Here is a 12,123-nt window from a genome sequence, read left to right on the forward strand (position 1 = left end):
TGCTTAAACTGGTTAGCTTTGCTAAGTCTGATGTGGCAAACGGTTGTGTAATGTCTTCAGGAACGTTGAAAGAGCGACTAGCGGCTCGTAAACAATAAGGCGAGGCTCTTTTAATGGCACAACCTGAAATCCTTTATACTGAAACTTGTTACAACACAATTGACGACCGCATTAATTATTTTTCTCAATGGAATGATGAGAACGCGGTTATCGAAAGGATGGAAGTACTTATTAATCGTTTTGAAAATAACGTATCGGACAACCCTGAGATTTACTCACGCTGTCGCGAGCTAAGTGAGTTTGGTATCACAGATATACGTCAGTTTTCAGCGGATGGTTTTAGGGTGCTCTATGAGTACAATGAAACCTTAAATAAGATCACAGTATTGCTGCTGTTGAGCGATAAGCAGGACTTGCAAAAGACACTCGTAGATTATTGCCTCATTTACAAATAATCACGAGAAGGTCGCTGAGGCGACCTTTTTTCTAACGCGTTTCTGCCCATTGTGTGTTAAAGCAGATACTTGTTACATCTCTACGAGCTCCTTGATATGTATATCAAGGAGGCATTCTGGAGCCATAAATTCGATGCGATTTATGAAGTGGCTTCGGCCATGGCCACGTAATCACATTGTCGCGTCACCGTTTTCTCAACACCATCGACCAAACAGCATAAGGTCTATAGTGTCTGCTCGGGTGCATGGTGAAAAGAGCGAGACGACCCTAAACGTGTTGATTCCCTTCCCCTGAACTCAATGCACTCCGTATACATCCGCAAGTTTGTGTCGATAAACGTTGGCAGTTACTATCCATGATGCTATTGCTGGCGGTATACGCTGATTGATGTTGATAACCAGCGTGAATGCTATAGTCCAGAGGCTTTTGATTATTTCTTTGACTGCGAATTAGTGTTTTCAAGTTGAAAGATTGTCCCGTATTTGTAGGCGATCAGGCTAAATACGATGTTTTGGCCAAGCCTGATAAGCAATACCCGCATTTCAGAGTAATAGAGCAGCATGAATGGTGCAGTTTGAACTGGCAATGGCAGGCTGAACGCTATAACGTAGTGCACATTGGTATCGACTACTATGGGATTGGTTCAGGTGTAGCTGAATTGGTGCTGGCCTTCTTTTCAAGGGCTCATGCTGATTGCTTACGGTCAACAATCAAAAATTAACTTGGTCTTATTTTTGCTACACGGATATTGTTCATGTACTTGATTAATATTCCAATAAAACTACACTGAATAAGTATTAAATGCGCGTTCTAAAATTTTAATACCCTGAAAAGTTGACTCTGCCCGGTCGGCTTTTTGGGTTGTGTCGCACAAGTTAGAAATGGTTTCGGACGCATATCTGTCTTGAACAGTTATCTGAAATTGTAACTACTGGCTTATTCAACTTACATTTCTCATTGAACATTTTGCAAAATACCTAAGTGTATGGTGAAAAAGTGAACCAAACTCACTATTATCCAAATCCGTTTTTGAGATTTTCTTTCTTCAAAAATTTCTACGTTCGGTAATTTATGTTTATCCAGTAATGGAAACTCCCTTGTTGTTACGCGGTCACTGTTATTTTGTGTCATGAAATATACACGATTATTCATCTATCCATTTAATAAATGTTAGAGATTAATTCTGAGGTGACAGCCACATAGATACTCTAAATTCATAACCTATATGTAACAGACGGCATGGCATACATAAGTGACACATAACTTTTTGAATAATATTGCGTAATCAATCGCCAATAACGATTAATTTAGTTTGCCTTTTAATTTCTCTATTTTGATAGGTTTTGGTGATTGGTGTGAGAATAGACCATTATTGATGATTTGTGTGTAAGTTCACAGAGGGAAAGATCAGTCTGTAAATCGGCCCAAAACCGTCACAAACTTTCGGCGTATTTATGGGTGCATTGGTTTGGGGTGGGTCGATAAATGAGCTCTAAGGCATTTCTAGGCGTTATGAGGTGTGTTTTGAGTGACTAAGTTGGCTATTGAACATAATGGACACTAAACTTTCGCTGACAAAACTTTCGCTATAAAATAAGGAATTATGATTAAGTCGTTAGTTTGTGATATATGGTATCCCGTACAATTTAGGCAATAATATCAATCTTTAGAGAGGGCGATAATGTTCAATGAATTTATGCATCAAGGTAGTATCTTTGCTGTTATTTTAATGGTTTATGCAGGAAACGTAATGATGGAAGCAGTACGCCGAGATCGCCTTGACCCTCATGGGATCAATTCTCCATTGATAATTAAGCATCCGATTTCTGCGCTATTTATGTTTGCTTCTATTCCATGTTCTGTACTTCCTGCGATATATATTGGCTCTTATTCTGGTTGGGTTGCAGGTATCGTATCTTGGTTAGTGTTGCAAATTGGAGGCGCAGTAATAACGATCGTATTAAGGGTACGTGGTCCATTGCTTGGCTTACATTTCATATTTGCCTGCATCGCTTTTCCGATCGGATACTTTTTGAGTCTGTCAGACCTATTTGCATAACAAACGTTTAAGGCATCAACGTATTGAACATAAATCTCGAAGTAAGAATCACGAGAAGGTCGCCAATGGCGGCCTTTTTTACGTTACAGGGTGATGATTTTGGTTACCTGTAACGCTTGACCTAGCATTGGTTATCCACCGATTTTGTGGATGAAAAACGGACATTTTAAAATGGAATTGACAGCATTTTTGGGGTGGACAAGCAGATAGAGAGGGTTAATAAAATACATATAGTCGGTATATATCTATGGCCTCTATAGGGTATCATGGTGTCCTATAGTTAAAGTTATACGGGAGGTTGCATGGCAAAAACATATTTTCCCAATTCAGAAAAAACTATTCGAGTTGTTGCAAGCGAGCCTCATCCTACAGGTACAAAGTACAAAATTTCTATGGGGATTGAAATTTGGGGGGGCGACACAGGGCATGAGGTTATAAAAATACAAATGGAATATAACGATGTAGTTTCAGGCAGAAGAAGCCCCTCTTACCCTATAGGGACAGATGATTACAAGAGGGTCATGGAAGCTGTAAATAGCTTGTCTTGAAAATTTTGTAACAGTACAACTTAATTATTTTGTAATATGACTAACAAGTCGTAAATGTAAGGATTTTACATGGCAATTTATGCAATATGGAATAACAAAGGCGGAGTAGGTAAAAGCTATTTAACTTTTCAAATAGCTTCTGAATACGCGAGACAAAATCCGACAAAAAAAGTATTGGTGGTAGACCTTTGTCCACAAGCTAACTCATCATCTATGTTACTTGGTGGTATTGAAAAAGGAGAGGAAAGATTAACTGATATACATACAACTAGTCCAAGGAAAACGATTTCTGGTTATATTGATGATCGAATAATGAGCCCTTACGTATCCCCAAATTCAGGTTCTAGTTATATAACAAATGTATCTCAATATAATAATAGTGTACCAAGCAATGTGTTCTTAGTTGTTGGTGATGAACAGTTAGAAATTCAATCATCAAAAGTTACAAGTGCTACTTTTTCTGGACCTCAAGACGCATGGCGTATTGTTCATCTTTGGGTCCGTGATTTAATTGCAGATATACAATCGTCATGGAATGATGAAGATTGCTGTGTGTTTATTGATTGTAATCCTAGTTTTTCTATATACACCGAATTAGCATTAACAGCCGCAGAAAGGTTAATAATTCCTTTTTCTGCTGATGGTTCTTCTAAGAGGTCAGTAAAAGCCGTTTTATCACTTGCTTATGGTGTGAGGCGATATGGTGGAGATCCACAATCTGAGTTTTATTTGAATTCCAATCGATATTCAATGTCACTTCCTCAAATATATATGTATATCGGTAATCGTTTAACTCAAATGAATAACTCCTCTGCTGGAGCTTTTAAAACTGTTGTTAATGAAATAGGAGAAGAAATTTGGAATGTGTGGGGAGGGTCTTCTAACCTCTTCTGTATTCATCCTAATGGTTCTTCTACCCCAAATAATCGCCGAGCATTTAAAAATATGTTCCAGTATGAAGTCAATGATGCAAATACAGCTTCTGTTGTTTCTGGAGCTCTAGGTATACCGATATCTAGACTTACAGCAGGAAATAAAACAATTGCAGGTAAAAATGTGTCAGTAAATCAAACTCAATTAGATAAACAAGTACCTAATATTGTTGATCTTGTTGGGAATATAGACTAATTCATGGTAAGGAAAGTCATGGTAAGGAAATTCCTTACCATGACATACGCAGACTTTATTTCACCTCTATTATTGCTGGCCTTGGGCGAGCGGCAGCCATTCTTGCTAGGGTAGTCTAGATACATAGACAAGAAGGTACCTGTCTATGCCTATGATGAATAGCAAAATTATCAAATATTATTTAAGTAAATCACTTGAATATTTACCAATGACATTGGTAGGTATTTTGATGTTATCAGAATAAATCATCACCTCACTACCTAATACTTTTGATTGTGCACTATATTGTAGTGAATATGTTTTTTTTCTAAATTTCGAATACATTTCTTTTATTTCATTTACGTTGTCATATGAAACTAACCAATTTTTTATCTTTGATTTAGATATAGCATTCATAACTTCAATGTGATCACTATGATTGTAATAATTTCGATATAAAACTTGCCCTTTTACATAATAAGGAGGGTCAAGATAAAAGAGAGCATCATCACTTATGTTAACTATTTTTTTTTCGATTAATTTTACGCAATCATAATTTAAAACTTGAATTCGAGATGAGTAATTAGCAATTTTTTCAATTCTACTAATAAGGTCTATTTTGTTGAACCTCGCATCCATTTTCCATTTTCCTGATTGTGATTTCCCTCCAATAACTCCAGCCTTAAGGATCCCAGAGCGATTGGTTCTATTTAAGAAAAACGTTGAAAATGCAATGTCAAGTAATGAATTTTCATGGATGTTATTTATTATAGATTTAGATCTATTCCATGTATCCATTGAAATTTTTGTTGTGGATATCTTAGAGCATAACTGCTCACTATTGTTAACAACTGTTTCCCAAAATGCATAAATTGCAGGGTCATAATCATTAATAACAATGTTTTTCATATAATCTTCAAGCAGTAGCTCTAGTGCGATTGCGCTTCCTCCTGCGTATGGCTCTATATAAGTACCATCATGCAGGGAATTCTCAACTATAATTGATTTTATATAATATGATAATTTCCCTTTACCACCAGGGTATCGTAGAGGAGAAAAAAAGCGCATCCAAATTCCTAATGTTATGTTTAATAATTTATATATAAACAGCCTTAAATAAATTTTCCCAATAATCCCACGACTCTATAAGCTTTGATTTATTGTAATTATTTAAATCTTTTTTATAAAAGTGTATCAGCTCACCATTATAATCGAAATGCAATCCTATTGCATTAATGATTTCGTCTGAATTTGGCGATTTTAACTGTAAAGAGTTAATTATATGGGTTATTTTGTCTTTAATATTTCCATTGTGGCTTTTGTTTATTTCACTTACTGTTAATTTTATAAATAGCTCAAAAAGGAGAAGGTTAGAATAGAAAGCATTGTTAATATTATCGGAAGACTTTAATTCATAAAACACGCTGTTAATATAATCATTAGTTGATGATATTGAAAAGTTACTAGGTACTAAATTATTTCGGTTGTTGCTGCTATCGCTGCTATTATTGCTATCGCTGCTATTACTGCTATCGCTGCTATCGCTGCTATTACTGCTATCGCTGCTATCGCTGCTATTACTGCTATTACTGCTATCGCTGCTATCGCTGCTATTACTGCTATCGCTGCTATTACTGCTATCGCTGCTAGTTACTTCTTCAAGTCTTTTTTCTATAATTGTAGATATATCTTTTGTTTTTAATATTGGAGTGGGGATGATACTGTCAGTATTCCCTTTTACTTCCCATGGGGCTACTAAATCATTACTTTTATAAATGTTTAATTCGTTGAAAAATGTTTTTCTATCTTCTTTTGCTCTTATTCGATTAACTGTAAATACTGGCCTTCCATCCGATTGTGTTTCAGACATAATCATTAGGAGGTTGAATATTTTGTCTTTAAATACATTTTGACTTTCAGTACAAAAAAGTAAGTTATTTTCTACCTTTAATCCAAGTTTTTCTCTGCAAAGAGGATCTGAGAGAACTCTTGATATGTTACTTATTCTCCAATATTTTTTGTTTGCTATAATTTCTTTGAAAAAAATTGAATTAAATTCAATGAATGTAATTAATTGATGGCTGAAAGAGGAATCACCATTTCTAGCTTTATATGTATCAGCTTCTTTTGGGCTCCAAGCCTCTCTACCTGCTCCTTTATGGCCAGTTGTATGCTTTAATTCTATCCAACGTTTATATGATTCATCTTCATAAGTTGTGCTATTTATTTTTAATAAGCCACTTAGCTTATTTTTAGATAAAGATTTTATTTTTTGTTTTATTTTTTTATCATCTATCATTGATGGAGTGTGCATTATTTTAATTGCTGTCACTCTCCTATTACCTTCAACCACAATATATCTATTTTTATCTTTAAAAACAATTATACTTTCTGATGGGTCTAGCCCGTTTATACTAATATCTTTTGCTAGTTCATATATCTTATTCCCTTGTAACGAAATCATTTTATTTATTGCATCTCGTTGATTGTCAAGTGATGATTCAAAGCGTGGATTTTCCAAATCCAGCTCTAAATTGTTTATGTTGATAAGAGAGTTTTTCATTTTAACACCTTGTTTATAATGGTATTTTCTCGTTTATGTATATCATCAGTTAAGAAGCTTAAACCAAGAAAGAGAGTCATTAATATATTTGTAACAACGAAAAAGTATGGCATAAATATAACAAAAGCAAGCAGGCTATTGTTTTTTGTTATGATTATTAATGCACCACTAAATACATTGATGAGGTCACTTGTTAATATAGTTATTATAGTAATAAATGATAAGTAGCCAAATAAGTAGCATAGAAACTGCCTACTTGTTAACGGTTTTTTGTTTAATGTTGGTGGTGTTCCTTTCATATAGTGATCCATTTCTGGCCGATCAAAAGTTGAAACGGCAGCTAATGAAGCAATAAAGAACCCAATCAATATACCCAAAAGAGAGCTTATCTTATCAATGATTTTCCCATCACCAATAATGTGTGAAAAAGACATTTCATATAAAATAAAACAAGTCATCATTGAAATAAATAAAGGAATTATAATATCAATTATGAATTTGTTCTCGTGCGATATCTTCATGTAATTGAGTGGTCTTAGCAATATCTTTATTGAATTCTTCATCATTGACACCTATCTCCTTTAATAATGTGTTTTTCATTTTATGATGAAGTTCATAATGAAAGTCATCTTCACATTGCATTATTGGGTTGTCAGTTTTTATTAATTCTTTTTTTGAATATGCAGCTTCAAGTGATGATAAGCGTTGTGATTCAATATTTTTAAATGTTGCGGTGCCACTTTTGTTTTGTTCATCTTTGTAGTTAAACTTTAATATAGAATACCCCTCATCACGACCCAACTTTATAACTTTATCTATAATATAATCATAAGCTTGTGTTGTTGTTTTTTTTGCTACTTTGTATGTTATTGCTGTTTCTTCTTCAGATATTACAGGATCATTTAATCCTGTTGTTCTCTTTTTTATTAATTTTATTGTGGATATTTTTTTTGTATTGAAAAGTGATATAAGATCATCTGAGGCCAAATTAGTAAAACTAAATAAAGGCCTACATTGAACTACACTTTCCTTTCCACTTTCTTTTTGTCGGTTAAATTCCCAATAACTTTCACCGATTGATCTAAAAAAAGAATTAAATCCACTTTTTAGTAATTGTCTATCAATGCTGGGTACATCTTCAATTAATACTAAATTTGTTGTGATATTACTTCTATTACATTTCCTTGAATTTAAATCAATTATCATATGAATAGATTGAGCGGGGTTTTCATCTGAGGACTTATCCGCCGTTCTTACTTCCCCCGTGACTTGATTTAAAAATGATGGATCAGAAGCATTCTTATTTGAATATTGGAATAGAATAGAAAGCGTTGTTGATTTTTTCTCTAATTTGGCAATTCTAAATGAAGACTTGTCATCGTTAAATGAGTAGATAGCTAGATTTTTCTGATGTAAAAGCTCCAAAACTGCTACACAATTTTGGCTAAAGTCCATAATAGGCCCATCACCTGGGTAGCATCCGATGCTCATCTCTAAAAAGTTAACCGTTCTCTTGTATTTATTTAACAAATTCCCGCCTCTAACTACATGAGCTTTCTAATAGTGAGCAAAATATCTTTACAAAGAGCAATTTATATAAAACAAAATAAATTGTCTAAATTCATGTACACCTATATACGTGTATTTGTGATTAAGTCAATATTTCTGTCATAATTTTTGTTATTGAACGTGTGAAGATAAAGTTTTTGACAAGCGTGTAAGTGATTTGAATCAAACGCTATCATACCTCTACTTTTCAAAATACAAAGTTACCAAGCCAGAGCTATCCACATTTTTGTGACTAAGTTGTTATCATAAACGAGAAGTGCGTTTAACCGTATTTTTAACCTTAAAGCGCTAAAACGATCACTTTTCTCTGTTTACCATGATGCTAGTTTTGTATCGATTGATTTTTGAGGAGATCGTCCCCATTTCTCCTTGTAGGTTGAATTCCATTTGTTGTGAGTACTCATCGTTTTGTCTAAAGAAAATTATCACCAACTCCTCTCTGATGTGATCGAAAATAGTTTGTTGCACCTGTATGGCCAAGTGGCAAGTAATGATCATTTTGTGCCTTTGGCTAAGCGTAATACTCTTCTTTGTAAATACCTCAAACCGAAACTAAAACAACCCGAATACAAAGTTATCAAGGGTGACATTAAGCGAATGGTTTTGGCGGGCCAACGTAAAGGGGGAGATTTGGAAGCGAAGCTGAATGAACTCTACACCCTGTCTTTGGATTACCAGGCGAAAGCAAATGATGCACAGAGTTTGTATGACTTACTTAACATACTCTTACATGAGCATGGTTTTGATTCGAAGATGTTTGATGAGTCTGTTAAGGCTGAGTCAGGTGTGATTTATGTTTTAAAGGAGCATCTAGAGAATTGTTTTGAAGAGAACGGAAAACAGATTGCACCAGTATCGATGCTGATTGAACATGAATCGGTTTCTTCGTTGGTTGAAATCATCAATAACACTAAATTGTTCTTCGCGACTTTGAAAGAATGTAATGAAAAGACCAAGCAAGCACATATTGAGTTGCACCCAATTATTTTTAAATAGTTTAAAACTATAGAGGAAAATTAAGTAATGACTAAGTTCTATCGAGTGACGGCGATTGTAGAAAAGGAAGTGACTATAATTGTTCCTGCTGAGAGTGAATCAGAAGCGTGCTTGAATGCTAAGCATAACCTCTTTAAACATTCGGGAGACTGGAGTGGGCATAGGATTAGTCATCTTAATGCTAGTCTTGATTATGAAATTGAATATGGAATTGGTCAATTCGTTAATCATCCTAAGTTTGGAGATGGTGTTGTAATGGCATTAGAAGGGAAAGGTCAATGTGCAAGGGTTCAAGTTAATTTTACTGATAGCGGTTTAAAGTGGTTAGGGGCTCACTACGCAAAACTAAAACCAGCTATTGATTAAAATAAGCTGGCGAAGTTTCAACCATATTTAAATGCCTTTTCGTGCCTAAAACACAAAAAGCTAGACACATTTGAGTGATTTTAGTTAAGATATTATCTTATTATCTTATTATCTTATTATCTTATTATCTTATTATCTTATTAATCAGTGTAAGATATTCAGAGTCTTCCATTGAATTAAGGTAGTTAGCCATCAACCTTACAATGTCTGAGCGGTTGAGGTTTATTTCGCTGGTATTATCACGTTGATATGACAACATATTGTAACGCTTTGCCTGGTTATCAAGTTTGACTTGGTCTGTTTTGGTCAGTGATATAGACACTGGTTTTGTTAACTCTTTATTTGTCTTTGGGCGTCCAGCTGGTTTTACAATAGGCTCTGGTTGCTTTGTATCGTCTGCACCTTCGATGAATGCTGTGGGATCTTTCTTTACGTGTTGCTCGCTTTTACGAATTGAATTCCTAGATAAGTTCATCACACATCTCCTTTAGTAAGCAGCTTACTTCTGCTTTAGCCTTGTTGTCTTTCCATTCATGGACTCCGACAGCTTCAGAAAATGAGTCTCGATGTGCTTTTCGTTCTGAAATAACGGTATTCATTAACTTAAATTCTGGAAACTCGGCGAGTAGTTTTTTGGCTATAAGTTTTTCTGCTTGAGAATTTGTTGGAGCCATGTTGATAAACACGCTGACGTTAAGGTTTGAGTTATAGTCTCTTGCTGTTTCCACTGTCTCAGCCATGTGCTCAAGAAGTTCTAAATCAGCACGACTGGCTTTGGTCGGCATAAGCATTATGTTACATGCGAGCATTGCACTTCGCATTTCTCTACTATCTCGTCCTGCGGCATCAATAATTACGTAATCGTATTTCTCAGCCTCTCGTTTAACTTGAGCTGTGATATTTCCATCAAGGCGAATACATGGGAATGAGTTAACTTCATTGTTTTCATCACGACGTTGTGACCATCGGTATAACGTTGCTTGAGGATCGGCATCAATTAAAAGAATTCGATCTGTTTCACCTTTGAATTGTTCTTTAGCAATAGCGACAGCTAAGTTGACGGCTGTGTTTGATTTACCAACGCCACCCTTTTGATGTCCTAGTAGTATTATTTTTCCCATAAATCCTCCTTAATAAATTATGCACAGTATTATCTTATTATCTTAATATGTCAATTATCTTATTATCTTATTATCTTATTATGGGTGTGTTCTTCAGTATGGTTCTATATTGTTGATTTTATAATTAAAATGGCGTTCTCGTATTCACTCGGTTCATTCCGTCGCAAGCTCCTCTCACGATAACCGGCATCCCTAAAAGCAACGAGTTGCTAAGGGGTGCTCGATTCCTGTGAACAATCACCCAACGCAACAGCAATCCTTCTCCTACCGTCGAACTCACAACATCAAGAGCTTTCACCTTTCCCTGCTAAGTGTTTGTAATCGTCGCTACCGGTCTCATGCGTCATTGTACTTCCTGCGTGTCCATTCATTTCCCTTTCCGCTACTGCCTGTTAATCGTTTCTCACCACAACCTGATTCACAAGGGTATATAAACGCTACGCGCCCTTGTAAAGCAGAACGATGGTAAGAAATCGAACAGTCAGGCGAAGAACGGAAATGAACATCCACTTAAACAGGAAGCACAGCCATGACACATTCCACCACTATCAACTCAACAATCACTAAGCAGCAACAGGCGACCAGCGTATCCCCGCTGGAGCAGTCAGGCTCTAACAAAAATGTCTCTTCAAAGCGCAAGCCCCGTCGTGTGGCAAAAGTGGCAAAAGACATGTACCAGATTGTCACTGACCGTATTATTCAATCGTTAGAAAAGGGGGTTAAGCCGTGGGTGTGCCCGTGGGACAGAACGCAGGAATGCACCTTGTTACCCATGAATTTCAAAACAAAGCACCAGTATTCTGGCGTGAATATTCTGTTGTTATGGTCTGAAATTGTCGAGAAAGGGTACTCAAGTCCTTACTGGTTAACCTACAAGCAAGCCGCCGAGTTAGGCGGGAATGTGATCAAAGGGCAAAAGGGCACGGCAATCATCTTTTATAAGATGTTAGAAAAAGATAACGACCAGGGCGAAAAAGACATGATCCCTATGTTGAAATCCTTCACGGTCTTCAATCTCGATCAAATAGAGAGCATTGATAAGCCCTCTGTGAGCGTCAGTGAGGCGCGTACAGTTAAAGGTAACTTTGTCACACTTGATCACGTTGAAGCCGCGATGGTGCAGACAGGTGCGACGATTAGCCATTTAGGTGTGAGGGCATTCTATTCGCCGAGTCATGATGCGATTACGTTGCCGACGAAAGATCGTTTTGCATCGTCTAGCGATTATTACGCAACGGCCATGCATGAACTGACTCACTGGTCTGGTCATAAAAGCCGTTTAGATCGTGATTTAAAAAATAGCTTTGGCTCAAAAGATTATGCGTTCGAAGAATTGGT

Annotated in this window: 14 protein-coding genes; 8 read left to right on the top strand and 6 right to left on the bottom strand. The window is 36.0% G+C overall.

What is annotated here, in order from left to right; genetic code table 11:
- The first annotated feature begins 113 nt into the window (after positions 1–113).
- The 5 genes from C9J12_RS28770 (at position 114) to C9J12_RS28790 (ending at position 4,191) form a co-directional block, all read left to right on the top strand.
- On the top strand, positions 114–455 hold the full coding sequence (locus C9J12_RS28770) for a type II toxin-antitoxin system RelE/ParE family toxin (protein WP_107246677.1): 342 nt from the start codon (positions 114–116) through the stop codon (positions 453–455).
- A 464-nt stretch (positions 456–919) separates the two neighbouring features.
- A complete protein-coding gene (locus C9J12_RS28775; protein WP_107246679.1) occupies positions 920–1,177 on the top strand; it encodes a hypothetical protein in 258 nt (85 codons plus the stop codon).
- A 960-nt stretch (positions 1,178–2,137) separates the two neighbouring features.
- Positions 2,138–2,515: a hypothetical protein gene (locus tag C9J12_RS28780; RefSeq protein WP_107246682.1), complete on the top strand. Its 378-nt coding sequence runs from the start codon at positions 2,138–2,140 to the stop codon at positions 2,513–2,515.
- 302 nt (positions 2,516–2,817) lie between these two features.
- Positions 2,818–3,063 carry a hypothetical protein gene (locus tag C9J12_RS28785; RefSeq protein ID WP_107246685.1) on the top strand — a complete coding sequence of 82 codons (246 nt, stop codon included), beginning with the start codon at positions 2,818–2,820 and terminating at the stop codon, positions 3,061–3,063.
- Between the two features lie 69 nt (positions 3,064–3,132).
- The gene (locus C9J12_RS28790; RefSeq protein WP_107246687.1) at positions 3,133–4,191 is read left to right on the top strand and encodes a ParA family protein; all 1,059 of its coding nucleotides are present in this window, start codon (positions 3,133–3,135) and stop codon (positions 4,189–4,191) included.
- Positions 4,192–4,368: 177 nt separating this feature from the next.
- On the opposite strand, the gene C9J12_RS28795 is transcribed toward C9J12_RS28790, so the two are convergent.
- Genes C9J12_RS28795 through C9J12_RS28810 form a run of 4 tightly spaced genes read right to left on the bottom strand, consistent with a single transcriptional unit; the run spans position 4,369 to position 8,188 of the window.
- On the bottom strand, positions 4,369–5,238 hold the full coding sequence (locus C9J12_RS28795) for a DNA adenine methylase (RefSeq protein WP_107246690.1): 870 nt from the start codon (positions 5,236–5,238) through the stop codon (positions 4,369–4,371).
- Between the two features lie 28 nt (positions 5,239–5,266).
- Entirely contained in the window at positions 5,267–6,733 is a 1,467-nt protein-coding gene (locus C9J12_RS28800) for a ParB/Srx family N-terminal domain-containing protein (RefSeq protein WP_107246692.1), read from the bottom strand.
- Positions 6,730–7,299 (bottom strand): hypothetical protein, encoded by a 570-nt coding sequence (locus C9J12_RS28805; RefSeq protein ID WP_146150130.1) that lies wholly within the window; start codon positions 7,297–7,299, stop codon positions 6,730–6,732. Before C9J12_RS28805 ends, C9J12_RS28800 begins: the two co-directional genes overlap by 4 nt.
- Positions 7,220–8,188, bottom strand: a complete 969-nt coding sequence (locus C9J12_RS28810) for a hypothetical protein (protein ID WP_107246698.1) — start codon at positions 8,186–8,188, stop codon at positions 7,220–7,222. Before C9J12_RS28810 ends, C9J12_RS28805 begins: the two co-directional genes overlap by 80 nt.
- A 522-nt stretch (positions 8,189–8,710) precedes the next feature.
- Here C9J12_RS28810 and C9J12_RS28815 point away from each other — a divergent pair.
- A complete protein-coding gene (locus C9J12_RS28815) occupies positions 8,711–9,298 on the top strand; it encodes a DUF2913 family protein (RefSeq protein ID WP_107246700.1) in 588 nt (195 codons plus the stop codon).
- Positions 9,299–9,325: 27 nt separating this feature from the next.
- Positions 9,326–9,664 carry a hypothetical protein gene (locus tag C9J12_RS28820; protein WP_107246703.1) on the top strand — a complete coding sequence of 113 codons (339 nt, stop codon included), beginning with the start codon at positions 9,326–9,328 and terminating at the stop codon, positions 9,662–9,664.
- A gap of 124 nt (positions 9,665–9,788) precedes the next feature.
- Here C9J12_RS28820 and C9J12_RS28825 read toward each other — a convergent pair whose 3' ends face one another.
- Both C9J12_RS28825 and C9J12_RS28830 read right to left on the bottom strand, forming a co-directional pair.
- On the bottom strand, positions 9,789–10,139 hold the full coding sequence (locus tag C9J12_RS28825; RefSeq protein ID WP_107246705.1) for a hypothetical protein: 351 nt from the start codon (positions 10,137–10,139) through the stop codon (positions 9,789–9,791).
- A complete protein-coding gene (locus tag C9J12_RS28830) occupies positions 10,126–10,785 on the bottom strand; it encodes an AAA family ATPase (protein WP_107246708.1) in 660 nt (219 codons plus the stop codon). Before C9J12_RS28830 ends, C9J12_RS28825 begins: the two co-directional genes overlap by 14 nt.
- A gap of 529 nt (positions 10,786–11,314) precedes the next feature.
- Here C9J12_RS28830 and C9J12_RS28835 point away from each other — a divergent pair.
- Positions 11,315–12,123: ArdC family protein (locus tag C9J12_RS28835; RefSeq protein WP_107246711.1), on the top strand; the 809-nt coding region annotated here is incomplete at its 3' end.

Source organism: Photobacterium frigidiphilum (assembly GCF_003025615.1).
Lineage (GTDB): Bacteria > Pseudomonadota > Gammaproteobacteria > Enterobacterales > Vibrionaceae > Photobacterium > Photobacterium frigidiphilum.

What these genes read in the sequence shown, in the direction of transcription:
- C9J12_RS28770 (WP_107246677.1), top strand. Translation starts at nt 114, where the DNA reads ATGGCACAACCTGAAATCCTTTATACTGAAACTTGTTACAACACAATT.
- C9J12_RS28780 (WP_107246682.1), top strand. Translation starts at nt 2,138, where the DNA reads ATGTTCAATGAATTTATGCATCAAGGTAGTATCTTTGCTGTTATTTTA.
- C9J12_RS28785 (WP_107246685.1), top strand. Translation starts at nt 2,818, where the DNA reads ATGGCAAAAACATATTTTCCCAATTCAGAAAAAACTATTCGAGTTGTT.
- C9J12_RS28790 (WP_107246687.1), top strand. Translation starts at nt 3,133, where the DNA reads ATGGCAATTTATGCAATATGGAATAACAAAGGCGGAGTAGGTAAAAGC.
- C9J12_RS28795 (WP_107246690.1), bottom strand. Translation starts at nt 5,238, where the DNA reads ATGCGCTTTTTTTCTCCTCTACGATACCCTGGTGGTAAAGGGAAATTA.
- C9J12_RS28800 (WP_107246692.1), bottom strand. Translation starts at nt 6,733, where the DNA reads ATGAAAAACTCTCTTATCAACATAAACAATTTAGAGCTGGATTTGGAA.
- C9J12_RS28805 (WP_146150130.1), bottom strand. Translation starts at nt 7,299, where the DNA reads ATGATGAAGAATTCAATAAAGATATTGCTAAGACCACTCAATTACATG.
- C9J12_RS28810 (WP_107246698.1), bottom strand. Translation starts at nt 8,188, where the DNA reads ATGGACTTTAGCCAAAATTGTGTAGCAGTTTTGGAGCTTTTACATCAG.
- C9J12_RS28820 (WP_107246703.1), top strand. Translation starts at nt 9,326, where the DNA reads ATGACTAAGTTCTATCGAGTGACGGCGATTGTAGAAAAGGAAGTGACT.
- C9J12_RS28825 (WP_107246705.1), bottom strand. Translation starts at nt 10,139, where the DNA reads ATGAACTTATCTAGGAATTCAATTCGTAAAAGCGAGCAACACGTAAAG.
- C9J12_RS28830 (WP_107246708.1), bottom strand. Translation starts at nt 10,785, where the DNA reads ATGGGAAAAATAATACTACTAGGACATCAAAAGGGTGGCGTTGGTAAA.